Source organism: Citrobacter sp. CFNIH10, from assembly GCF_002934585.1.
Taxonomy (GTDB): domain Bacteria; phylum Pseudomonadota; class Gammaproteobacteria; order Enterobacterales; family Enterobacteriaceae; genus Citrobacter_A; species Citrobacter_A amalonaticus.
Map to the genome: position 1 here is coordinate 4,531,203 of NZ_CP026216.1, position 23,962 is coordinate 4,555,164.

Annotated in this window: 21 protein-coding genes; 2 read left to right on the top strand and 19 right to left on the bottom strand. The window is 51.5% G+C overall.

Translation table 11 applies throughout. The annotated features are described in order from the left end of the window. Positions 1 to 15: 15 nt before the first annotated feature. From ugd to C2U53_RS26230, 3 genes are all read right to left on the bottom strand, one after another. Entirely contained in the window at positions 16 to 1,182 is a 1,167-nt protein-coding gene (gene ugd, locus C2U53_RS26220; protein WP_104446693.1) for a UDP-glucose 6-dehydrogenase, read from the bottom strand. Positions 1,183 to 1,418: 236 nt separating this feature from the next. After that, entirely contained in the window at positions 1,419 to 2,825 is a 1,407-nt protein-coding gene (gene gndA, locus C2U53_RS26225; protein WP_044327333.1) for an NADP-dependent phosphogluconate dehydrogenase, read from the bottom strand. Positions 2,826 to 3,017: 192 nt separating this feature from the next. Beyond that, a complete protein-coding gene (locus C2U53_RS26230) occupies positions 3,018 to 3,707 on the bottom strand; it encodes a hypothetical protein (RefSeq protein ID WP_371415047.1) in 690 nt (229 codons plus the stop codon). 53 nt (positions 3,708 to 3,760) lie between these two features. Here C2U53_RS26230 and C2U53_RS26235 point away from each other — a divergent pair, with 53 nt between their 5' ends. Both C2U53_RS26235 and C2U53_RS30815 read left to right on the top strand, forming a co-directional pair. Next, a complete protein-coding gene (locus C2U53_RS26235; RefSeq protein WP_086550188.1) occupies positions 3,761 to 4,741 on the top strand; it encodes an IS5-like element ISKpn26 family transposase in 981 nt (326 codons plus the stop codon). Further along, positions 4,723 to 4,926: a hypothetical protein gene (locus C2U53_RS30815; protein WP_371415048.1), complete on the top strand. Its 204-nt coding sequence runs from the start codon at positions 4,723 to 4,725 to the stop codon at positions 4,924 to 4,926. The genes C2U53_RS26235 and C2U53_RS30815 overlap by 19 nt, the downstream gene beginning before the upstream one ends. Here C2U53_RS30815 and neuC read toward each other — a convergent pair. From neuC to wcaF, 16 genes are all read right to left on the bottom strand, one after another. Continuing rightward, positions 4,870 to 5,694 carry a UDP-N-acetylglucosamine 2-epimerase gene (gene neuC / locus C2U53_RS26240; RefSeq protein ID WP_172740601.1) on the bottom strand — a complete coding sequence of 275 codons (825 nt, stop codon included), beginning with the start codon at positions 5,692 to 5,694 and terminating at the stop codon, positions 4,870 to 4,872. The genes C2U53_RS30815 and neuC overlap by 57 nt on opposite strands. Before the next feature lie 3 nt (positions 5,695 to 5,697). Further along, positions 5,698 to 6,843: a LegC family aminotransferase gene (locus C2U53_RS26245; RefSeq protein ID WP_104446695.1), complete on the bottom strand. Its 1,146-nt coding sequence runs from the start codon at positions 6,841 to 6,843 to the stop codon at positions 5,698 to 5,700. A gap of 15 nt (positions 6,844 to 6,858) precedes the next feature. Next, a complete protein-coding gene (locus C2U53_RS26250) occupies positions 6,859 to 8,049 on the bottom strand; it encodes a UDP-N-acetylglucosamine 4,6-dehydratase (RefSeq protein WP_104446696.1) in 1,191 nt (396 codons plus the stop codon). A 457-nt stretch (positions 8,050 to 8,506) separates the two neighbouring features. After that, complete coding sequence (gene galF / locus C2U53_RS26255; protein WP_044266075.1) at positions 8,507 to 9,400, bottom strand: UTP--glucose-1-phosphate uridylyltransferase GalF; 894 nt, start codon at positions 9,398 to 9,400, stop codon at positions 8,507 to 8,509. Between the two features lie 177 nt (positions 9,401 to 9,577). Further along, on the bottom strand, positions 9,578 to 10,981 hold the full coding sequence (wcaM, locus tag C2U53_RS26260; RefSeq protein WP_104446697.1) for a colanic acid biosynthesis protein WcaM: 1,404 nt from the start codon (positions 10,979 to 10,981) through the stop codon (positions 9,578 to 9,580). A gap of 11 nt (positions 10,982 to 10,992) precedes the next feature. Continuing rightward, complete coding sequence (gene wcaL / locus C2U53_RS26265; protein WP_104446698.1) at positions 10,993 to 12,213, bottom strand: colanic acid biosynthesis glycosyltransferase WcaL; 1,221 nt, start codon at positions 12,211 to 12,213, stop codon at positions 10,993 to 10,995. Continuing rightward, positions 12,210 to 13,490, bottom strand: a complete 1,281-nt coding sequence (gene wcaK, locus C2U53_RS26270; protein ID WP_043000195.1) for a colanic acid biosynthesis pyruvyl transferase WcaK — start codon at positions 13,488 to 13,490, stop codon at positions 12,210 to 12,212. The genes wcaL and wcaK overlap by 4 nt, the downstream gene beginning before the upstream one ends. Positions 13,491 to 13,525: 35 nt before the next feature. Continuing rightward, a complete protein-coding gene (wzxC, locus tag C2U53_RS26275; RefSeq protein ID WP_043000194.1) occupies positions 13,526 to 15,004 on the bottom strand; it encodes a colanic acid undecaprenyl disphosphate flippase WzxC in 1,479 nt (492 codons plus the stop codon). A gap of 9 nt (positions 15,005 to 15,013) precedes the next feature. Beyond that, the gene (gene wcaJ, locus C2U53_RS26280; RefSeq protein WP_043000193.1) at positions 15,014 to 16,408 is read right to left on the bottom strand and encodes an undecaprenyl-phosphate glucose phosphotransferase; all 1,395 of its coding nucleotides are present in this window, start codon (positions 16,406 to 16,408) and stop codon (positions 15,014 to 15,016) included. A 54-nt stretch (positions 16,409 to 16,462) separates the two neighbouring features. After that, the gene (gene cpsG, locus C2U53_RS26285) at positions 16,463 to 17,833 is read right to left on the bottom strand and encodes a colanic acid biosynthesis phosphomannomutase CpsG (protein WP_043000192.1); all 1,371 of its coding nucleotides are present in this window, start codon (positions 17,831 to 17,833) and stop codon (positions 16,463 to 16,465) included. A gap of 193 nt (positions 17,834 to 18,026) precedes the next feature. Then, positions 18,027 to 19,463: a mannose-1-phosphate guanyltransferase gene (gene cpsB / locus C2U53_RS26290; RefSeq protein ID WP_043000191.1), complete on the bottom strand. Its 1,437-nt coding sequence runs from the start codon at positions 19,461 to 19,463 to the stop codon at positions 18,027 to 18,029. A gap of 3 nt (positions 19,464 to 19,466) precedes the next feature. After that, positions 19,467 to 20,690 (bottom strand): colanic acid biosynthesis fucosyltransferase WcaI, encoded by a 1,224-nt coding sequence (gene wcaI, locus C2U53_RS26295; protein WP_043000190.1) that lies wholly within the window; start codon positions 20,688 to 20,690, stop codon positions 19,467 to 19,469. Continuing rightward, positions 20,687 to 21,166 (bottom strand): GDP-mannose mannosyl hydrolase, encoded by a 480-nt coding sequence (locus tag C2U53_RS26300; RefSeq protein ID WP_044258703.1) that lies wholly within the window; start codon positions 21,164 to 21,166, stop codon positions 20,687 to 20,689. The genes wcaI and C2U53_RS26300 overlap by 4 nt, the downstream gene beginning before the upstream one ends. Positions 21,167 to 21,168: 2 nt before the next feature. Continuing rightward, positions 21,169 to 22,134, bottom strand: coding sequence for a GDP-L-fucose synthase (locus tag C2U53_RS26305; RefSeq protein ID WP_043000188.1), 966 nt, complete (start codon positions 22,132 to 22,134; stop codon positions 21,169 to 21,171). A 2-nt stretch (positions 22,135 to 22,136) separates the two neighbouring features. Continuing rightward, complete coding sequence (gmd, locus tag C2U53_RS26310; RefSeq protein ID WP_043000187.1) at positions 22,137 to 23,258, bottom strand: GDP-mannose 4,6-dehydratase; 1,122 nt, start codon at positions 23,256 to 23,258, stop codon at positions 22,137 to 22,139. A gap of 144 nt (positions 23,259 to 23,402) precedes the next feature. Next, positions 23,403 to 23,948 (bottom strand): colanic acid biosynthesis acetyltransferase WcaF, encoded by a 546-nt coding sequence (gene wcaF, locus C2U53_RS26315; RefSeq protein ID WP_043000186.1) that lies wholly within the window; start codon positions 23,946 to 23,948, stop codon positions 23,403 to 23,405. Positions 23,949 to 23,962 lie beyond the last annotated feature (14 nt).

A 23,962-nucleotide genomic window follows, 5' to 3' on the forward strand; every position in this document is an offset into this window, starting at 1 on the left:
CCCTCAGTTGACTTATCAATCACTACCGAAAAGGTCTCGGGTATAGACTTTCTCGAATACGTCTTTGAGTTCTTCAGCCATCCGGTTCGAGATAATGACGTCAGCCTGTTGTTTAAACTGTGTCAAATCACGCTCAATACGCGAATTGAAAAACATCTCTTCCTGCATCACAGGTTCATAAATCACCACTTCCACACCTTTGGCTTTAATGCGCTTCATGATCCCCTGAATGGACGATGCGCGGAAGTTATCCGAGCCGCTTTTCATGATCAGACGATATATCCCTACAACCTTTGGTTTTCTGGCGAGAATGGCATCAGCGATAAAGTCTTTACGGGTGCGGTTGGCATCAACGATCGCTGAAATAATGTTATTCGGGACTGACTGATAATTAGCCAGAAGCTGCTTGGTATCCTTTGGCAGGCAATAACCGCCGTAACCAAATGAGGGATTGTTGTAGTGATTTCCAATACGCGGATCCAGACAAACCCCCTCGATGATCTGGCGGGTATTTAAACCTAAACTTTCAGCGTAGCTATCGAGTTCGTTAAAATAGGCCACGCGCATCGCCAGATAGGTGTTAGCAAAAAGCTTGATCGCTTCTGCTTCAGTAGAATCCGTAAACAGCGTAGGAATATCTTGCTTCACCGCCCCTTCCTGAAGCAAAGCGGCAAACCGCTCTGCCCGTTCAGAGCGCTCGCCGATGACAATACGCGACGGATATAAGTTGTCATAGAGCGCCTTACCTTCACGCAAAAATTCAGGGGAAAAAATAATATTTTGCGTTTTAAATTTCTTACCCATCGCAGCGGTAAACCCAACCGGGACGGTAGACTTAATTATCATTACCGCATTTGGATTAATCGCTATCACATCCTGAATGACAGACTCGACGCTTGAAGTATTGAAGTAATTAGTCTTGGGATCATAATCGGTCGGTGTCGCAATAATAACATAATCTGCGTTTCGGTAGGCGTCATGCTTATCCAGTGTGGCTTTGAAATTAATATTCTCCGACATTAAGAACTGCTGAATTTCTTTATCGACAATCGGAGATATCCGATCATTCAACATTTCAACACGAGAGGGGATGATGTCTAACGCAACCACATCATGATGCTGTGCGATTAGCAGACCGTTGGACAGCCCGACATATCCGGTACCGGAGATGGTGATTTTCATTGCATGCTCTCAGAATTAACTTAATTAGACATCATGATGTATTCACATCCTGACACGTTATTATTGTTTTAGCGTCTGAGCGAATAAGGTGTCAACGAAGCCTAATACAATTAGGATTATCTTTATCATCCTAAAGGGACAATATTAAGTTAATATTAAGCGATGAAGATTATGCAATAAGAATCAGGATAAAAAAAAGCCCGGTCTTTAGACCGGGCTTCTGACAAACTATGTATTTAATCCATCCATTCGGTATGGAAAACACCTTCTTTATCAGTACGCTTATAGGTATGCGCACCGAAGTAATCACGTTGTGCCTGGATCAGGTTAGCTGGCAATACTTCAGCACGATAGCTGTCATAGTAGGCAACGGCCGCAGAGAAGGTCGGTACCGGGATGCCATTCTGAACAGCGTAGGCAACAACATCACGCAGCGCCTGCTGATATTCATCAGCGATGTTCTTGAAGTACGGATCTAAGAGCAGATTGGCAATGCCTGCATTCTTCGCGTAGGCATCCGTGATCTTCTGCAGGAACTGCGCACGAATAATGCAGCCTGCACGGAAAATCTTCGCGATTTCACCGTAATTCAGATCCCAGTTGTACTCATCGGACGCCGCACGCAGCTGAGAGAAGCCCTGCGCATAGGAAACGATTTTGCCGAGATACAGCGCACGACGAACTTTCTCAATAAACTCAACTTTATCAGCCGCAGGCTGCGCTTTCGGACCGGTCAGGACCTTAGAAGCCGCAACACGCTGGTCTTTCAGCGAGGAGATGTAACGCGCAAAAACGGATTCAGTGATCAAAGATAGCGGTTCGCCGAGATCCAGAGAACTTTGGCTTGTCCACTTACCGGTACCTTTGTTTGCCGCTTCGTCCAGAATGACATCAACGAGGTATTTACCCTCTTCATCTTTTTTGGTGAAGATGTCTTTAGTGATGTCAATCAGGTAGCTGCTAAGCTCGCCGTTGTTCCATTCCGTAAAGGTGCTGGCCAGCTCTTCATTAGAGAGATTCAGGCCGCCTTTGAGCAGAGAATAGGCTTCAGCGATGAGCTGCATATCGCCATATTCGATACCGTTGTGTACCATTTTCACGTAATGGCCTGCGCCATCAGCACCGATATAGGTCACACAAGGCTCGCCATCTTCTGCGACTGCTGCGATCTTAGTCAGAATTGGTGCCACCAGTTCGTAGGCTTCTTTCTGCCCACCCGGCATGATAGACGGCCCTTTCAGCGCACCTTCCTCACCACCGGAAACACCGGTGCCAATGAAGTTGAAACCTTCAGCAGAAAGTTCACGGTTACGACGAATGGTGTCCTGGAAGAAAGTATTACCACCATCAATGATGATATCGCCTTTATCCAGATACGGTTTCAGAGAATCAATGGCAGCATCGGTACCCGCGCCTGCTTTCACCATTAACAGGATACGACGAGGCGTTTCGAGGGATTCAACAAACTCTTTCACCGTGTAGTAAGGCACCAGTTTCTTGCCCGGGTTCTCGGCAATCACTTCTTCGGTCTTTTCACGGGAGCGGTTGAACACGGAGACGGTATAACCACGGCTCTCGATGTTGAGCGCCAGGTTGCGCCCCATCACTGCCATGCCGACGACGCCGATCTGTTGCTTGGACATTACATACTCCTGTCAGGTGTGGTCACCGCGCGACGCATGCGCGGCTTGAATGTATTACAGATGTTAACTCATGTTGTAGAAGACTGTGTAGTGTAAGATGCCCTTATCTTATGAAATCGCCTCTTAGCAGCGCATACAACAACGGAATAAAGGATTTGCGCGGGTTTATATATTATTACATAATGATATAGATCAGTTCAGTGTAATAATTTTGTGCAGAATTTTCTCAACGTAGTCTTTAGCTTTTATTTCTGTATTCGCTTCCGCATAACAGCGTAATTCTGGGGCATTACCTGATGGACGAAGATGGAAAATATCCGAGCAATCGAGCGTTATTCTCACACCATCAGTTTGATCAATACTAACACAATTAACAGAAACTAATCCGAGCTTAATTAAAAGTTGCTCAGGCGAGATCAGCGCATCATTAATTATTTGTTTGCTTTTCTCTGAAGGGAAATCTTTCACTCTGTCAGACCAGGTAAATCGTTGAGGCAACTGGTCGACAAGCTCCGAAATTTTCTTGTTTCTGGAAGCAGCCAATAACATCAACGCAGGCAGTACCGCGTCTCGCGTAGGCAAAGCACCTAGACGTTTACCATTGATCGTTAAGTCCGACGCCAGCAAGAAACCACCATTAGCTTCGAATCCTGCAACGGTTGAATAGCGATTCGCCAGAGAATCAAACTCTGCGATAACGTACGGGGAACCAATTTTTGTACGCGTCACTGATTTGAATTTATTAGATAATTCGACAGCTGTGTTACAACTTACAGGAATGGCAAGTGCTTCAATACCTAGCTCGCTTGCCGTCAGTAAACCCAGTAAATCGCCACGTAACCAATTACCAGTTTCATCAGAGACTAGGGAAGGTGCGAACAAGTTCCTGATATGAGATCATCATATTCATCCGGAGCGCATCCCAGAGGGACATCATGAGCCATCAACTCACCTTCGCCGATAGTGAATTCAGCACTAAGCGCCGTCAGACCCGAAAAGAGATTTTCCTCTCCCGCATGGAGCAGATTCTGCCATGGCAGAATATGACCGCTGTCATCGAGCCGTTTTATCCCAAGGCGGGCAATGGCCGACGGCCCTATCCGCTGGAGACCATGCTGCGTATTCACTGCATGCAGCATTGGTACAACCTGAGCGACGGTGCCATGGAAGATGCCCTGTACGAAATCGCCTCCATGCGCCTGTTTGCCCGATTATCCCTGGATAGCGCCCTGCCGGATCGCACCACCATCATGAATTTCCGCCACCTGCTCGAGCAGCATCAACTGGCCCGTCAATTGTTCAAGACCATCAATCGCTGGCTGGCCGAAGCAGGCGTCATGATGACCCAAGGCACTTTGGTGGATGCCACCATCATTGAGGCACCCAGCTCTACCAAGAACAAAGAGCAGCAACGCGATCCGGAGATGCATCAGACCAAGAAAGGCAATCAGTGGCACTTTGGCATGAAGGCCCACATTGGTGTCGATGCCAAGAGTGGCCTGACCCACAGCCTGGTCACCACCGCGGCCAACGAGCATGACCTCAATCAGCTGGGTAATCTGCTTCATGGAGAGGAGCAATTTGTCTCAGCCGATGCCGGCTACCAAGGAGCGCCACAGCGCGAGGAGCTGGCCGAGGTGGATGTGGACTGGCTGATCGCCGGGCGTCCCGGCAGGGTAAAAACCTTGAAGCAGCATCCGCGCAAGAACAAAACGGCCATCAACATCGAATACATGAAAGCCAGCATCCGTGCCAGGGTGGAGCACCCGTTTCGCATCATCAAGCGGCAGTTCGGCTTCGTGAAAGCCAGATACAAGGGGCTGCTGAAAAACGATAACCAACTGGCGATGTTATTCACCCTGGCCAACCTGTTTCGGGTGGACCAAATGATACGTCAGTGGGAGAGATCTCAGTAAAAACCGGAAATAACGCCAGAAATGGTGGAAAAAATAGCCTAAATAGGCTGATTCGATGTGTTTGCGGGAAAAAAATCGGCCCAGATCCGCGAAATTTTAATCAGCGAGTCAGCTTGGGAAGAAATGACCTACTTATTCGCACCTTCCTTAACACGTTCAGGTTGGCGAAATGCATATTCCTCTAACAGAGGGATAATACTTCTGCCGCCATCATCCGCATTTGGATATGTGATCAAAACCTGATATTCCGGGAATTGATCTAAGGCTTCAAGCAATGCTCTGAAACTCTCTTGTGCAGGTTCGTCTGCAAGCGTCACTGGATGATAGGTGACTACAAAGAATGGCTTGCTAATTTTGAAATTTAATGACATCTCTAACTCGTCCAGAGACATCATTTGAGTTCTATGTAAATGCTCATTACCAATTGTACCAACATTGAACACGCGCTCTGGCGCTTCGCCAAGCTGTATGACTCTCTGTCGATACTGCTCGGTTGCAGTAAAATGTAAGTAGCTCAGTTTTGTTATTGCATGTCGAATAGCGTCATCATAGGCACCCTCAGTGACTTCACCGCCATGAAGATGAATTACAGGTATTCTCATCAGCATCGCAGCTTCTGCTGCTGCAAGCGCTTCATACCTATCGCCCAGGATAACAATATAATCAGGATTCAATCTTTGGTAGGCATCGGCGAGGCCAATAAGGGCAACCCCCATACTCTTAACAACCCCAGCAGGAGTATCTGATGAAAGGAGCATTTCCACAGTTGCATCAATTTTAAAGCCATCATTTTCTATTTGACGCCAGGTCAAACCAAACTCTGGTGAAAAATGAGCTCCGCTAGCGATAATTTGAAGTTTAAAATCAGTATCAGCATCAATATCTTTCATCAGCCAGTATAGGAGCCCATACTCAGCTCTGGTTCCAGTAAACACAGCTATTGTTTTAGCCATATCCTAAAATCTCACAGGTGAGCTCGGTAAATTTACCAAGCGCGCTTCTATTAACTCTGAATTCTTAAGATCGTCACGCATCGCTTTATCAAACATCGGTAACCGGTGCATCAATTTCCAGATTGGGCGAGTCATTACTTTCGCTTCATTCATTTGTGCAAGGAGTGCATCGCGGGAATCACTATTTTCACAAATAACTGCGTTTAACCAATAATTTGATTGTGCATATTCAGGTTCTTTTACGAAATGGAATTCCGAACCGGAAAAGAATGCTTCGTAATGGTGTGCCAGCACACGCTTTTGCTGAAGAAAAGAGTCAAGACATTCCATTTGACCGCAGCCAAGTGCAGCATTGATGTTCGGCATGCGATAATTAAAACCAGGCTCATCATGATAGAATTCATAAGGATGAGGAACTTTTGCTGTTGTCGTTACGTGTTTTGCACGTACACCAGTTTCCGGTGTTCTACAGAAAACCATTCCACCGCCACCAGTGGTTATAATTTTATTGCCATTGAAACTTAACGCACCGTAGTCGCCCAACGTTCCGGTATGTTTTCCTTTATAGAAGGATCCCAGGCTTTCAGCTGCATCTTCGACCAGAATAATATGCCATTTGCCGCATACCGCAATTAGCTCATCCAGTTCTACCGGATGACCGAAAGTATGCATAGGGACAACAGCACGCACTACCTGTCCCGTTTTGCGGTGAACACAACCCTGATCTGTTAATTCAGCATTCTCTGTTAGCCAGTTATCCAGTGCTACAGGACAAAGTCCTATACTCACCGAAGAAACATCAGTAAAAACAGGCTCCGCTCCCAGATGGTAGAGAGCATTACATGTGGCGACAAAAGTCAACGCCTGAGTTACCACCAAATCGCCACGCTTAACGCCAGCCAGGTACAGTGCAGCACTAAGCGCTGCGGTGCCATTCACTGTTGCGACAGCACGTGCCGTTCCAGTATAGGCTTCCATCTTTCGCTCAAAATCGTCGACATATTTGCCTACGCTTGAGACAAATGTACTTTCAAGTGTATCGAGCACATATTGTTTCTCATTGCCATTGAAAACTGGCGCATGCAAAGGAATAAACTCATCCGTTTTGTATACGTCGCGAACAAATTCGATTATTGATTTGATATTCATTCGAGGATGCCTTGCTTACATTTTACTATCGAGGTATTTCCCGGTTTCTTTGTGACCAAAATCTGGAATCATTTCAAAAAAAAGTTTAACGATATCTTCTTTATTCCATTCATGAGATATCTTCATTTCCTGGATTTTTTCTTCAAAATGCGCCAACAGTGCTGAATCATAAAGTGGCTCATTCTTAATTATACCGAGATTAATAAAGCGTTCCATATCGAGAGTTTCTTCATCGGTGAAGAATTCTTCGAAATCCTTCTCACCAGTCGTATCACTTGAAGTAAATAAACATGGCCATTTCCCTTGAGCTGGCAACGTTTTTACCAGCTTACGCGCCTCATCTTCATTCTCGCAAATATGCGGTTCATAACCACGCTGTTTTAAATATAGAACTGCGATATCAGCAAAAGAAATAAGATGGAGAGCTTCACTCAGTTTCGGGAAAAATATGTCACGATTATCACCAAATATACATGACATTAGGCAGAGCTCACCTGACTCCTGAGGGGTGACAAAGTAACGCTTGATATCATTCGGTGCCACCAGCGGCTGCTGCTTGTGGAGGCGTTGATTGAACCCATGCAGAAGAGAACCATCGGAAAAGGCAACGTTTGCGAAACGCGCAGTAGAGATGGCAATTTGTTTACTTTTACGCATCAGGAACATTTCCATGATACGTTTAGACGCGCCCATCATATTTACTGGATTCGCGGCCTTGTCGGTCGATACGCAGAAGAATTTTTTAACACCTGCAGCGATAGACTGCTCAATTGTTTTGTCAGTATTGAGGATGTTGACATCAATCATACGCATCAGGGTAAAAGGATCTTTCTCACTACGAACATGTTTCAGCGCAGATAAATTCAGAACATAATCATATTTACCGTCAGCTTTGATAAATGCGTCGTATTCTATAGATCCGATATCAAGCGCAAACGTCTGGAAATCACCCTCAATATAACCAAAGGAGCTACGTATATCGCGCACCAGTTCAACCATATTGTTTTCACTGATATCAACCACATGAATCTTCTGTGGGTTGCGTTTAAATATTTCTTTTACTACAGCCTGACCAATAGAACCAGCACCACCAAGTACAAGGAAGCGTGATTCGGAAACAATTTTTTTTAATTCTTTTTCATTTTCAGAAATATCATCACTGAATAGTTCTTTATTACGACCAATCAATTGGAGAATATTATTCATTTCTAAATCCAGTTTATTACTCGTTATATTCCGGTTAAAAGAATTTCAGTCAAAAAAAAGCATGACTGTAATCGTTTTCTATATAAAATGATATTCTTAATAAACCGGAGGAAAACCTTCGGTTATTAATTTTCATTAGACCAGAAGATTAACACGCTACCGCCCCTGGCTTTACAGCTACCAGTGCACTGCGTACTCTCACAGACGTGTTGAGCTCTGCTTTCTCTCGCGCAAAGCTGCTAAACTCAAACCCTAATTGTCTTACCAATTGATGTCAGAAACAAGAAGAAATCTTATAAAAAGCGGTGCTAAATTTTGTAGTTAACCCAATGAAATCATAAATATTTTTCGAAAATGAAAAAACGGTAGCAACATTCCGGGCATATCTGCATCACCGCGTCGAATGTTAACTACCGTTATGTGTTTTTACGACCTGCCGGACCGTCGATTTTTCAATTTACTCGCTAAGCAACTTCTCAATACCTTTACGGAACTTCGGTCCTTCTTTCAGATTGCGCAGTCCGTACTTCACAAACGCCTGCATGTAGCCCAATTTTTTACCGCAGTCGTAGCTGTCGCCGGTCATTAGCATGGCGTCAACGGATTGTTTTTTCGCCAGTGCTGCAATTGCATCGGTCAACTGGATACGGCCCCAGGCGCCCGGTTCGGTTCTTTCGAGTTCGGCCCAGATATCCGCTGAGAGGACATAACGCCCTACCGCCATCAGATCGGAATCCAGCGTTTGCGGCTGATCCGGTTTCTCAATAAACTCAACAATGCGACTCACCTTGCCTTCATTATCCAGCGGATCTTTCGTCTGGATGACGGAGTACTCGGAAAGGTCACCCGGCATACGTTTCGCCAGCACCTGGCTACGTCCGGTTTCTTCAAAACGCGCAACCATCGCGGCGAGATTATAACGCAGCGGGTCAGCACTGGCGGTATCAATAACGATATCAGGCAATACCACCACAAAAGGATTATCGCCAATCGCCGGACGCGCGCAAAGAATGGAGTGACCCAGCCCCAGCGGCTGCGCCTGGCGCACGTTCATAATGGTCACGCCCGGAGGACAAATGGACTGCACTTCCGCCAGCAACTGACGCTTCACGCGTTGCTCAAGGAGTGACTCAAGTTCATAAGAGGTGTCGAAATGGTTCTCAACGGCGTTTTTAGACGCGTGTGTGACCAGGAGGATTTCTTTGATCCCTGCAGCTACGATTTCGTCAACGATATACTGAATCATGGGTTTGTCGACGATCGGTAGCATCTCTTTGGGAATTGCCTTGGTGGCAGGCAACATGTGCATACCCAGACCCGCTACCGGTATAACTGCTTTCAAATTACTCATTATTTCATCCACCTGTAAAATGGTTGCTGAATTATAGCCTTTTGACTCGTTTTAGCCAGCATGAATTAGTTAGAGGAAATCATCGCTGCTTTGTCACTGATGCTACGCCGGTCACTGATAAATTGCAGTAGCCATAATCTTAAGTATGGACCGATTTCGCCAGGAATGGTCGCAAATTCACCCCCTCCCCACCGGTAAGCGGAAGTTGATCGCATCAACGTTCACCACATGATGGTTTATGCGGTCTATATCCACTGAGCTTTGCCCCTTCTCATTCACCGCATGTACGTTTGCCAACGACAGCAGCGTGTCATCTTTCGCCATAAACTTACCGCGCACGTCTTTGCGCAGATCAAAGTGCATCTTCAGCGCCGGTCCCGTTGCTGACTCTTGCATCACCTTGATATTGCGCAGAAAAAGATGCTGCGGCTGATTATGCAACTCCAGCGTCGCGCGTTTCATCTCGATATTAGTCAGTGCAACGAAGGAGGTGGCATTACCCGACGATATTTGAATGCCGCGCAATTTATATTCAAGCTGCGTGTTATCAAGGGAGATATGGTTGAGTTTGAAATTTTGCGGGATGGAGAGATATTTCCCTTTGACCACGCCATAGCCAATGAGCATCCCGGCACTGTTAACCATATCGACATTATCAATCACAAAATTATCGCAACCGTAAATGGCAACCGTCGCATTGTCGATGCCGGCCTTCTTGCTGAAATCCGGGGTGATGTTCTTCGCCTTCACATTGCGAATCACAAAATGTTTGCCGTTCTCGACATGTACCAGTTGCCGACAATCTGATCCGGTAATGTTGGCGACCACAAAATTTTTAACCGTCTGCTGCTCCGGATAGGTGTTGTCGTAGGTGCTCCCCGCAAGCCCAATGCCAATCCCCCAGTTAATCTTGCCGTTGGTACAGTTGATCCGTTCAATGACGTGGTCAGAAATCAGGATATTGCGATCGTTAATAGCGACATTCCATTCGATGGCGTCACCCTGCAAATCGCTGAAACGACAGTGGGTAATACGCGCGCCATCAACCTGATTGTGGAATCCCTGACGCAGAATCGCATAGTTGGCCTGGGTCACGGTGAGATTATCGATGACCAGATTGCGCATCACGCGCGGCTTTTTCCCGCCGATATAAATTTGCGTCACCGGCCCGAAACCACTCATCGTAAGATCGGTAATCACACAATCGGAACCGCGTACATCCAGCGTAATATTGTGCAGGCTCCCCCCCTTCTCGCCAGTGACCTGACATCCCTCCTGCAACACAAAGCGACCACGCCCATTACCGCTCAGGCGGCCCAGCACATGCAGCGTTTTTCCCGGTGGGATAAAAATGCCGGTATTGATGTTCTCGCACACCAGTCCCGCTGGCACCACCACGGTCTCTGCGTCGCTGAAGGCCTGTCGAAAGGAGGCAATCCAGTCTTTCGCATTGTAATCCTGAATATTGACGGTTTTGCGGGACGCAACGGCGCGGGCAAAAGGTGAATGGAGGACAGGAAGTACGGCAAGCGCGGAGCTTGCCGTCAGGAAGGTACGTCGGGAGAGTGTTTTCTCTGGCATACAACCTCGGTTTACATCGTTTGCAGCAGGCTGGCCAACTGACGATTGATCACCTGCTGATTAAAATCATGTTCAACTTTTTCACGCGCACGCTGGATGATGGGTTCCAGCGTCTGGTGGTCAAGTTGGCTGAACAACGCGAGCTGTTGCGCCAGCGCATGGGCGTCGTTTTCCGGTACCAGCCAGCCGGATTCCCCGGCATCCACCAGCTCCGGGATCCCACTGTGAACGGTAGAGACCACCGGGATCCCCACCGCCATCGCTTCCATCAACGCAACGGGAATGCCTTCCATGTCGCCATCCGTGCCGGTAATTGACGGCAACAGAAAGACATCCGCGTTATCCAGCATCGTTTTCACTTCATGGCTGGGCTTAAATCCCGGCATCTCAATCACATCATCGAGCTGATACTGCTCAATCAACGTGCGCAATCGCCGCTCCCAGGGACCCATACCCAGAATGCGATAACGAAACGCCACACCCTGCTCTTTCAACTGGCGGCAGGCCTCTATCGCCACATGCAGTCCTTTTTTCTCAGTCAGTCGCGCAACAGAGATAATCTCCAGCGGCGTACCGGGTGCTTTCACTGGCCGGTGCGTAAAGCGCGTCATATCCACGCCCATCCGCGAAACGGCAATCTTCTCCGGTGGACAGCCCATACTTTTCAGCCTTCCAGCCCAGAGATCGCTAATCGGCAACATCAGATCGCCACGACGGAACAATTGCTGGTACTCCGGCGTGTAATGGTTAAGAACTTCCCGACTGGAAATATCAATACCGTGAAAAATCGTCGCAATCTTGCCCTGAATAACGCCCAGCTCACGCAGCTTCGCCGCCGTTACGCCCGCCGGACCAAAGTGGGCGATAAAGACATCCGCACGCAGGGGTTGACTTATCTGCGCACAGATTGATGAGAGGATCAGGTTACGTGATTCATCGCCGTAGCGAGAAAAATTGAGCGATTTCCACGTCGTCGCCCGGTGCAGTCCTGACAGCGTTTTCACTGCCCGAGTGCGCAGCTTTGCCAGACGTCCCGGCGGCTCGTCCTGTAGCCAGCGCGTTCTGGCCGCCAGGCCATATTTTTCCCAGGCGGCATGCGTATTTTGCGTGTCACCTTTTTGCAGGGCGACAATCTCAACGTCAAAACCCATGTCGATAAACGCGGTAATCTGGTTGAGGACGAAGGTTTCCGACGACAGCGGAAATTTCAGTAAAAAAAAGCTGGCCTTCATTTCCCCTCCCCGATGCGCGTTAACACCGACTCCACCATACGGTATCCCTGTTCACGCTCGCGACGCACCGCCTGCGCAAGACGCTCATTGATCTGCGGCAACTGTCCGAGCGTATCCGCCACCATCGCTTGCAGACTGCCATCCAGCAGATGACGGATATCTATCGCCATCTCCGGCATCCCCAGTTGCTGCATGATGCCCGCCGATTTGTGCTCGTAATTAATCGCAATAGCAGGCGTCGCGAAGTTCATCGAGATAATGGCGGAATGCAGGCGTGTGCCAACCGTCAGATCGCATGCGCCGAGGATCTTGCCCATCTCCAGATCATTGAGTTCATCCATCACCACGTGGTAACGCGCCGGGTCGCTGACGTACTGGCGCAGATTCAGCGCCACCATGCGGTCATCTTTGTTATAGCTGTCAATGCCGGTACAGGTAGACAGTGCGATAACCTGATAGCCCTCATCCAGAATGCGGTTGACCACACCGGCGAAGGCCTTCTCATAAGCCTCCTGCGTGGTGCCCAGGCGTTTATCAAACGGCGCCAGTTCTCGCAGAGTAATTGCCACCGTTTTCTGCTGCGCCGCTACGCTCAGCCAGTGTTGAACGGCATAGCCCGGCGTAAAATCTTCATCATGATGATCCACCAGCCAGGCGGTATCCACGCCGTGCTCCACTTTTTCGGTGGTGATGTCACTGCGTTTCATCAGCTCCAGGCTGACCGACTCCCGCAGGATCAGTGCATCACAGTGGCCGAAAACATAGTTGGCCAGTTGATTAAATTGCGGATCCTGGAACGGACCGACGCTGTGACCGACCATGTACAGTGGTTTTTTCGCCATAAAGGTACACAGCGCGTGTTCAAACTGCGGAACACCGTACAAGTCGACGAAGAATGAACCGCCCACCTGAACGATAGCGTCATAACCCGCAAGCAAACGCACGAAATCGGTAAAACCCTGAGCAATCGCGATATTACGCAGCTTGCCGGTATCAGTAACGCGGGAAAGCAGCACCTGATGCTGATAGCGACGACGGAGGATTTTTTTCACCCGCCCCACTACGCCAGCCGCGCTGTTGTGCTGTTTCATCTGTAAAAAGAGCGGATCGCCCATCACCGGGCGATTCAAAAGCCAGGACGAACTCACCGGGTAGCGGCTCATCACATCCACTTCCGCGTCAGGTTCGAGGCGGTGAATGGCGTCCAGCAGACCACGTAAAATCGCACTGTCGCCACGGTTGCCGCAGGTATGGTTGCCCAGAATCAATAATTTCATTTCACCCTCTTAAAATCGTTGCCATCCGGCAAAACTTATCCTGCACGAAGCAAGGTTTTCATTTTTTCACTGCGACAAAACTGGCGCTTCATCTCCACCACCAGCGGATGGCGTGAGAGCACGATCATCACCGCGAACGCCAGCGCACCGGCGGCAATCTGCGTCGCCAGCAGTACACCGAGCGACAGATGTCCCTGTAACGCGATACCCAGACCGTAGCTCACCGCCAGCGTCGGCAATGAGAGATAGAACGGCAGCCACAGGCTCAGAATGTACTGGCGGTAGCTGGAACCCAGCACCGGTTTGATCATCACGAAATAGCTCAGAATGGTGTTGATAATTTGCACCAGCAGGAAGCCCAGCGTCACACCAATTGCGCCCGCCATCTGCCCGCCGACAATAATCGCCGGGATGAACAGGAACGTTTTAAACACATTGAATTTAAAGCTGATGTCTACCCGCGCTTTCGCCATCAACAGCGAACCAATCGGATTACCAACCGAGCGCAGTAACCCCACCACGCACAGCAGTTGCAGCACAGGAATGATGCTGTTCCACTTCTCGCCAAAGACCAGCGGCACAAAATTATTAGCAACCACCATCAGGCCCAGCAAAGCCGGGAAGTTGATAATGCCCACCACGGAAAGCAGTTTGTAGAAGTTCACGCGCAGCTTCTGGGTGTCGTCCTGAATTTTGGCAAATGCCGGAAACAGCACGCGGGTGATGATGGGGTTGAGCTTCATCGGCGGCACCACTGCCACGTTATACGCCAGGTTATAACCCCCTGCGACGCCGGCACCGAGAATACGCGCCAGCACCAGCGTGGAAAGGTTGGTGTTGACGTAGTTGATGATGCTGTCCGCCGTCAGCCACGCACCAAAGCGCAAATTCGACGAAACGGACGCCAGCGAAAAGTGCAGACCCGGACGGTAGATCTTGCGGCCAAAATAGCCAAACAACAGCGTGCGCACCGCGCTATTTACCAGGTAACCGAGTATGGCCGTCATCGCCAGCGGCCAGAAATGCGCGCTGACAACGGTAAATGTAAAACCTGCCAGTACAGCGCTGGTTTCAATCATTCCAATCTTGTTGAACTCCAGCTCTTTCTGCATCAGCGCGCGGAACTGCTGCCCGTGCGGGATCACCACAAACGCCAGCGACAGCGTTTTAATCAGCGGCGCCAGATCCGGGTTATGCAGCACATTGCTAATCACATCGCTAAGCAGGAAGACCGCCACACAGACGATGATTCCCAACCCGACATTCAGCCAGTACAGCGTGGTCAGCTCAAGATGGCTTATCGCCTTGCGCTGAATAATGGAGTTGGCAATACCGAAGTCAGACAGCGTATCGGCCAGCGCAATGATCACCAGCGACACGGTCAGCAGGCCGAACTGGTGGTTATCGACGATCCGCGCCAGTACCGTCATCTGGATAAGCCCAAGGCTGATAATGATCACCGTGGCAATCGCCGACCACTTCGCGCCGCTGATGGTTTTTTCACGTAAGCTCATGACCGTTCCTCAGTACGCCGCTTTGTTAACAAAGCCCTTAAACACCGTCAGAAAAACGATCTTGATGTCGAACCACACGCTCCACTCGCGGATGTACTCCAGATCGTACTCCACGCGTTTTTCCATTTTCTCCAGCGTGTCAGTTTCACCGCGCCAGCCGTTGATTTGCGCCCAACCGGTGATCCCCGGCTTCACCTTGTGGCGCAGCATGTAGCCTTCAATCAGTTGACGATACTGTTCGTTATGCGCCACCGCATGCGGACGCGGCCCGACGATAGACATGCCACCGGTCAGCACATTAATAAACTGCGGTAGTTCATCCAGCGAGGTACGACGCAGGAAATTCCCCACTCGGGTGACGCGCGGATCGTTCTGCGTCGCCTGTGTGACGACCTTGTCGTTTTCCATCACCTTCATTGAGCGGAATTTCCACACGTTGATCGGTTTACCGTCCATGCCATAACGGGTCTGACGGAAGATGATCGGCCCCGGCGAACTCAACTTCACCGCCAGCGCAATGCAGCACAACACTGGGGAGATCAGCAGCAGGATCAGCGACGCCAGCACGATATCTTCCGCACGCTTAAGCAGACGGTTGATACCCGACAGCGGCGTGTCATACAGCGGCACCACCGGCACGCCACTCACCTCTTCGATGCGGGAATGCAGAATGTTGAAGGTAAACACGTCCGGAATGAGGATCACCGAACAGGTGGTATCCGCCAGTTCGCGCACCAGTTTTTTCACCCGCGCGCCGTCGCACATCGCCATCGCAATGTAGACGTTATGGATGCGTGACGCTTTCGCGTCTTCAACCAGTTGTTCGAGGTTACCTGCCCAGTCAGAGGTAACGCCGCCCGGTTTCGGATCGTGATAAACGCCAACTACCTCAAAACCTAACCACGGTTCGTTGCGGAAGCTATCGAGCAACGCCCGTCCGGCAGGCAGATCGCCCGCGACGGCCACCCGGCGCGTGTTGTAGCCACGGTTGCGTAGCCATCCTGCACCGATGCGAATAAACGATCGGCAGAAGACCAGTCCGACGCTGGTCAGCAGATACCACGCCAGCCAGACCGCGAGGCGGTTATCGAAATCCTGATTGAATGCCACCAGACCGGCGCTAAAGACGAGGCTCAGCGTCCAGTTTTGCAGCAGGAGAGTCAGTTCAGTGGAAATTTTGACGCCGCGCCATGAGCGATAGAAATCGGTTATGCCACCCAGCATCTGGAAAACAACCAACGTGATCAGCGCCACCAACAGGTGCATATACAGGAAAGGCAGTCCACTGACTTCGCAGACAACCCACAGCCCGCCAAACATGATGGTGATATCTGAAAAGCGTTGCACCATAGAGATTAACGATGCATTGGTTTTGGCCCGTTCGCGCTTTTTTAGATTTGTCATCGTTGTTCCTGTTATTAGCCCCTTACCCGCCAGCGGGTAAGGGAAGATCTGACCTTACTGATTCAGTAACGCCAGCAGAGTGCGCGTTCGCGCTTCCATCAGCGGAATATCGCCGCGTGACTCCACGTTCAGGCGTACCACCGGTTCGGTGTTGGAGGAGCGCAGGTTGAAACGCCAGTCGACGAACGACATGCTGATCCCGTCGGTTCTGTCCACCGCCAGCGCCTCGCTGGCAAAGTGTTGTTCCACCCGAGAAATCGCTGCCGCCGGTTCCTCCAGCTTGCTGTTGATTTCGCCGCTCGCCGGGAATGCCGCCATCCGGTCTCGTACCAGTTCACCCAGTGACTGTCCCTTCAGACACACCAGTTCCGCCACCAGCAACCACGGGATCATTCCGCTGTCGCAGTAAGCAAAATCACGGAAATAGTGGTGGGCGCTCATCTCGCCGCCGTAGATGGCGTCTTCGTGGCGCATCCGCTCTTTAATGAAAGCGTGACCGGTTTTCGACATCACCGGCGTGCCGCCCGCCGCTTTCACCACATCCACCGTGTTCCAGGACAGACGCGGGTCGTGAATGATTTTGGCGCCCGGCTGTTTTTCGAGGAACGCTTCCGCCAGCAGGCCGACAATGTAGTAACCCTCGATGAACTGGCCTTTCTCGTCGAACAGGAAGCAGCGGTCGAAATCACCGTCAAAGGCAATCCCCATATCCGCGCCATGTTCAATCACCGCATTGCGGGTATCGGCGCGACACTCCGGCAACAGCGGATTAGGAATGCCGTTCGGGAAGTTGCCGTCCGGGGTGTTATGCACTTTGATCAATTCTACCGGCACGCCCAGCGCCTGAAAGCGCGCGTCGATGGCGTCCACCACCGGGCCTGCCGCGCCGTTACCGGAGTTGATCACCAGCTTCAGCGGGGTGAGGTTTTTAACATTGATGTAGCCGAACAGATGGTCGATATAGGCATCACGCAGGGAGATTTGCTTATAGCTTCCGCGCTGCGCGGGGTTCACCGGCGGGAAGTCGTTGGCCTCGGCCAGACGCTGCACGTCACGCAGACCGGTATCGCCACTGATGGGACGCGCGCCTTCGCGCACCAGCTTCATGCCGTTGTAGTCCATCGGGTTGTGGCTGGCGGTGACTTCAATCCCGCCGTCCACGCCAAGGTGGAAAGTCGCGAAGTAGATCTCTTCGGTGCCCGACAGGCCGATATCCAGCACGTCAACGCCGGCATCCTGCAACCCTTTTGCCAGCGCCAGCTTCAGCGCCTCACTGGTCAGACGCACGTCGCCGCCCAGCACAATGGTTTTCGGCTTCAAAAATTCGCCGTAAGCGCGACCAATCCGCCACGCAATCTCTTCGTTCAGCTCTTCGCCCAGCCTGCCGCGAATATCGTAGGCTTTGAAACAGGTTAATTTTGTCATGTTTTTACCCTTATTCAGGCAACAGTTGTCCCTCTCCGGACTGGAGATATTTTTTGTAAAGTACATAACCATTAGATTTCGCGTTGCAGGAAGGCGGCGACTGCGCGTATCCCCGGGAGCTTAGTCAACGAAGTGACCGGGGTGCGTAAAGGAAGCCAACGCATCTGCGGCGCGAAAGATGATGGTTAGGGCGTCACACCCGGCCGTAGCGATCCTCAAACCGCACTACATCATCCTCTTCGAGGTAAGAACCTGAGCGCACTTCAATCAGATCGAGTGGAATTTTCCCTGGGTTTTCCAGACAGTGGGTGGCTCCCAGCGGAATGTAGACAGACTCGTTTTCACCGAGCAGTTTGATCTCACCGTCAATGGTGACTTTGGCGGTACCCGCCACCACCACCCAGTGTTCGGCGCGGTGGTGGTGCATCTGTACCGACAGCCCTTCCCCTGGTTTCACGGTGATGCGTTTGACCTGATAGCGGTCACCGGCGTCGATGGAGTCATATTTCCCCCACGGACGGTACACTTCGCGGTGAATATGGTGTTCGTGGCGGCCATCGGCTTTGATTTGTTCAACCACTTTTTTGACGTCCTGCACCGCGTTACGGTCGGCAATCAGCACCGCGTCTTTGGTCTGCACCACCACCAGGTCTTTCACGCCGACGGTGGTCACCAGTCCCGATTCGGCATAGACGTAGCTGTTTTCGGTTTTATGGCTGATGACGTCGCCGTGATGGACGTTTCCCTCGGCGGTATGGGCGCTGATTTCCCACAGCGAGGACCAGGAGCCGACATCGCTCCAGCCCGCATCCATCGGCATCACCACCGCATCCGCCGTGCGTTCCATTACTGCGTAATCGACAGATTCTTCCGGACACGCCAGGAATGATGCTTCATCCACGCGAATGAAATCGAGATCCGGATCGACCACGCTCATCGCGTTTTCGCAGGCTTCCAGGATATCGGGACGGTATTTTTTCAGCTCTTCCAGATAGCGTCCGGCGCGGAACAGAAACATCCCGCTGTTCCAGTAATAATCACCGCTGGCGACATAGGCCTGCGCTGTTTCCAGACTCGGTTTTTCCACAAACTGCGCAACGTCAAACGCCACGGCATCGTTAACGCCGGGGGTGACATCGCCACGACGGATATAGCCGTAGCCCGTTTCCGGCAGATCCGGAACGATACCAAACGTGACCAGCTTTCCGGCTTCGGCGTACGGCATTGCGTTGCGCACCGCGTCGCGGAAGGCCTCTTCGTTGGCAATCACGTGGTCTGCCGCCAACACCAGCATCAGCGGGTCGCAGTCCGGACTGTGACGTTTTGCCGCCAGCGCCGCTAATGCAATGGCCGGCGCGGTATTACGTCCCGCCGGTTCAAGAATAATGTTCTCCGTCAGTTTATTAAGCTGACGCAATTGCTCCGCGACGATAAAACGATGCTGCTCGTTGCAGATCACCACCGGACTTTCGCACTCCACACCGTTAAGACGACAAATGGTCGTTTGCAGCATGGTGAGATCGCCTTTCAGGCACAGGAACTGCTTAGGATAAAGTACACGGGAAAGCGGCCATAAGCGGCTACCGGAGCCACCGGCCATCACAACCGGATAGAGTGTTGTCTGACTCATAATTTAATCCCGAATATCATTCATAAATTGACGTAGCACATTCTCTTTATCGAGCGTGCGTTCGGCATATTCACGTGCCACCGTGTTGTTTTTTGGCATGGTGAGCGCCATCGTTATCCCTGCCACCAGCGCATCGACCGATTCCGGCTCAACGCACACTGCAATGCCTGCATAGCGGTCGCAAAGCTGGCCGAGTTCCGTCTCCGGTTCTGCGGTAATCACCGCATTGCCGCCCACCGCCAGAATATTGGTCAGCTTGGAGGGCAGAACGGCATCCGCCGCCCCGCGTTTTTGCACCACCAGGTGGCAATCGCCCATCTTCAATAGCGCAGGTAGCGCCTCGTAAGGCTGCAACGGGAAAAACAGAACGTTGCGCAGACCGCGCTCGCGGGCCATTTTCTCCAGACGCGCTTTGCCGCCGCCCTGCCCGACGATAGCGAAAACCAGCGGCTGCTCACGCAGTTGTTCCGCCGCCGCAATAACGTTTTCCAGCCCTTGCTTCTCGCCGATATTGCCGGAGTAAAGAATGATTTTTTTGTCATCCGGCAAACCAAGCTGTTGGCGGAGGCTGATAACCTCGTCATCGTTAACATTCTGAAAACGGGCGACTTCTGACCAGTTAGGGAAGAAGATCACTTTCTCTGCCGCCACCCCTTTCGCCTGGGCTTTATTCATCATTGAGCGGGAGATGGTGGAGACATTGTCGACGTTATGCAGACCGCTACGCTCGAAAGCGGTCGCCAGCTGTGCCACTTTGCCGGTTTTACCGTTGCCTGCCAGACCGAGCCCCAGCATCGCATCGACTTCATAATCCTGAATGTGCAGCAGCGTGCGGGCGCCTGAGAGTTTCGCCAGCAGCCGCATTCCCGGCGTACAAAACAGCGTGGGCACCACGCCAATAATGCGATCCGGCTTCCAGCGACGCTGCGCCATCAGCGGGAAAAAGCTGCTGAGGGCGAAGCTGCCCAGATGCAGTAATCGTTTCAGTGTTGACGGCTGCTTTGGCACATACAGTGGGCAGCGCCAGACAGTGGCATCCCCCTCTTCCCGGCGATAGCGCCAGGCTGAATAGCGCTCGCCCACTTTCCACTGCGGGTAATACGGCGGCGCGGTGATAACCCGCACGTCATGGCCTTCGCGCGCCATCCACTCCACCATTTCACCGGTGTATTTACCGATGCCGGTTAATTCCGGTGAGTAGTTGATGCCATACACAAGGATCCTCATAATCCCAGCGCCTTAGCCTGACATTCCGGCAAAAAATACGCCCGACTGTTGTCATGGACGTTGTCGCTAGCCAGCAACGCCGCGGGCGTCAGCCAGCAGTAAGCGCCGTGCTGCGCGTCAGGCAGAGGCACATCATGCGCCTGCACCCGCAGACGGAAACCGAGCACGATGTAATGCGTTGAGAAGTCTTCACCGGAAAAGTTGTCGTCATAGAAATGCTGCCAGACGCCATAAAACTCCCCGGCAGACAGCGGCAAACGTAGCCCCAGTTCGGCTTCGGTCAGGCGTTCGAAGGCCGCACTCAGCGGCTCATCTTTTTGCACCCGGCCACCGGGCACGAACCAGAAGCCCTGCGCCGGTCGGTTCAGTCGTTTACCCAGCAGAAATTCCCCCTGCGCGTTTTCCACGATCAAATCGAGGGAGACAAGCGGCGTGGAACGCACGACGGTGGCAAAATCTTCCTGACGTAAAAACATGTTTACCCCCGGAACCGATGCTGATTCTCAAGGAACCACTGATATGTGCTGGCAAGGCCCGCTTCCAGTGAGATCTCGTGATACCAGCCCAGCTGATGCAAACGGGTCACATCCAGCAGTTTTCGCGGCGTACCGTCCGGCTTCGTCGCGTCAAACACCACGCGGCCCTTGTAGCCCACAACCTGAGCGATGGTCTGCGCCAGTTCGCGAATGGTGCAATCCACGCCCGTACCGACGTTAATGTGCGACAGCATCGGCTGGGTGTTCTCCTGCCAGACTTCGCTGTCCAGTTCCATCACGTGGATGCTGGCGGCGGCCATATCATCGACGTGCAGAAACTCACGCATCGGCGTCCCGCTGCCCCACACCACCACGTCCGCCGCATTCTGCATGGTCGCTTCGTGGAAACGACGCAGCAACGCCGGGATCACGTGCGAATTGCTCGGATGGAAGTTGTCATGTGGACCATACAGATTGGTCGGCATCACGGAACGATAGTCGCGCCCGTACTGGCGGTTGTATGACTCGCACAGTTTGATACCGGCAATCTTGGCAATGGCATACGGCTCGTTGGTTGGTTCCAGCGTGCCCTGCAACAGTTCACTCTCCGCCATCGGCTGTTTTGCCAGTTTGGGATAGATACAGGACGAACCGAGGAACAGCAGCTTATTCACGTTATGCAGATGCGCGGCGTGAATAATGTTGCTTTCCATCATCATATTTTCAAAGATGAAATCGGCCGGATACGTGTTATTGGCAACAATACCGCCCACCTTCGCCGCCGCCAGATAAACCTGATCGATACGCTCAGTGGCAAAGAAATCCAGCACTGCCTTGCTGTCCAGCAGGTTCAGCTCATCGCGGGTGCGCAGCACCAGCTCCACATCACCACGCTGCGCAAGCTGGCGGGCAATCGCGGAACCCACCATTCCGCGATGACCAGCGATAAAAATACGTTGTTTGCTCATTCTCAGGACTCCAGCGCGATGGCAACCTCGTAGCCATGAGATTTCAGCAGGGAGTGTTTCTTCGCCGCTTCCAGATCTTTAGCGACCATCTCGGAGACCATTTCCTGCAACGTAATTTCCGGTTTCCAGCCCAGCTTCTCATGCGCTTTGCTCGGGTCACCCAGCAGAGTTTCCACTTCTGCCGGACGGAAGTAGCGCGGATCAACGGCCACAATCACATCACCCGGTTTCACGCCTGGCGCGTCATGACCGGTGACAGAAACCACAATCCCTTTCTCTTCCACGCCTTCGCCTTCAAAGCGCAGTTTGATCCCCAGCTGGGCCGCCGCCATTTCGACGAACTGACGCACGGAGTACTGCACGCCGGTCGCGATCACGAAGTCTTCCGGCTGTTCCTGTTGCAGCATCATCCACTGCATTTTGACGTAGTCTTTCGCATGGCCCCAGTCACGCAGGGAATCCATGTTGCCGAGATACAGGCAGGACTCCAGCCCCTGAGCGATGTTAGCAATCGCGCGGGTGATTTTACGGGTGACGAAGGTTTCGCCACGACGCGGCGATTCATGGTTAAACAGGATGCCGTTACAGGCGTAGATACCATAGGATTCACGGTAGTTGACGGTGATCCAGTAGGCGTAAAGTTTGGCGACCGCATACGGCGAGCGCGGGTAGAATGGCGTGGTCTCTTTTTGCGGGATTTCCTGCACCAGACCGTACAGCTCAGAGGTCGATGCCTGATAGAAACGGGTTTTCTTTTCCAGACCGAGGAAGCGGATGGCTTCCAGCAGACGCAGCGTTCCCATCGCATCCACATCGGCGGTGTATTCCGGCGATTCGAAGGAAACCGCAACGTGGCTCATCGCACCCAGGTTGTAGACTTCATCCGGCTGCACTTCCTGCAGAATACGCGTCAGGTTGGAGGAGTCCGTCAGGTCACCGTAGTGCAGATGGAATTTCGGGTTGCTCGCATGGGGATCCTGATAGATGTGATCCACGCGCTCGGTGTTAAATGAAGACGCACGACGCTTAATACCGTGAACCTCATAACCTTTTTCCAGCAGAAGTTCTGCCAGGTAAGAACCATCCTGCCCGGTAACGCCGGTAATGAGAGCGACTTTAGACATTTTATTACCTCTTAATTATCCCCTAAATCGTTCGGGTTATAGCAAGGCGGTGACGCCGCTTATCCAGGAGCTTACAGAAGTAAGTGACCGGATAATCAAGGAAAGCCAACACTGCTACAGCCCGAAACATGACGGGGAAACTGATTACTTTTCAACGCGTTCGCGTATCACAACTGCGGGATTGCCACGGCAAATCATATTTGCCGGTAGCGATTTAAAAACACTGCTGCGCGCACCGACGACAGTGCCATCGCCTATCGTTACGCCTGGCGCCACAAACACATCCGTTGCCAGCCAGCATTTATCGCCAATCACAATCGGGGTGGCGTTAATATCAAAATGCGCGCTGGTATGATCGTGACTGCCGGTACACAAATAGCTTTTCTGCGAAACCACCGCATGGGCACCAATCGTAATATCGCCGAGCGTATATAAATTGACGTCATCCCCTACCCAGGCATAATCACCAATGGTTAATTTCCACGGATAGGTAATTTTCACCGACGGTCGAATGACTACGTTTTTTCCTATTTTCGCGCCAAACAGACGGAGCAAAAAAGCGCGCCAGCGATATAACACCTGCGGTGACCAGGAAAATAATGTTGCCTGTACGGCCCACCACAATTGCACTTTAATTACATTTCCGCCGCGAAATCCTTTCGGTACGGAGAAACCACGTAAATCCTGCATCATTAATCCTTATA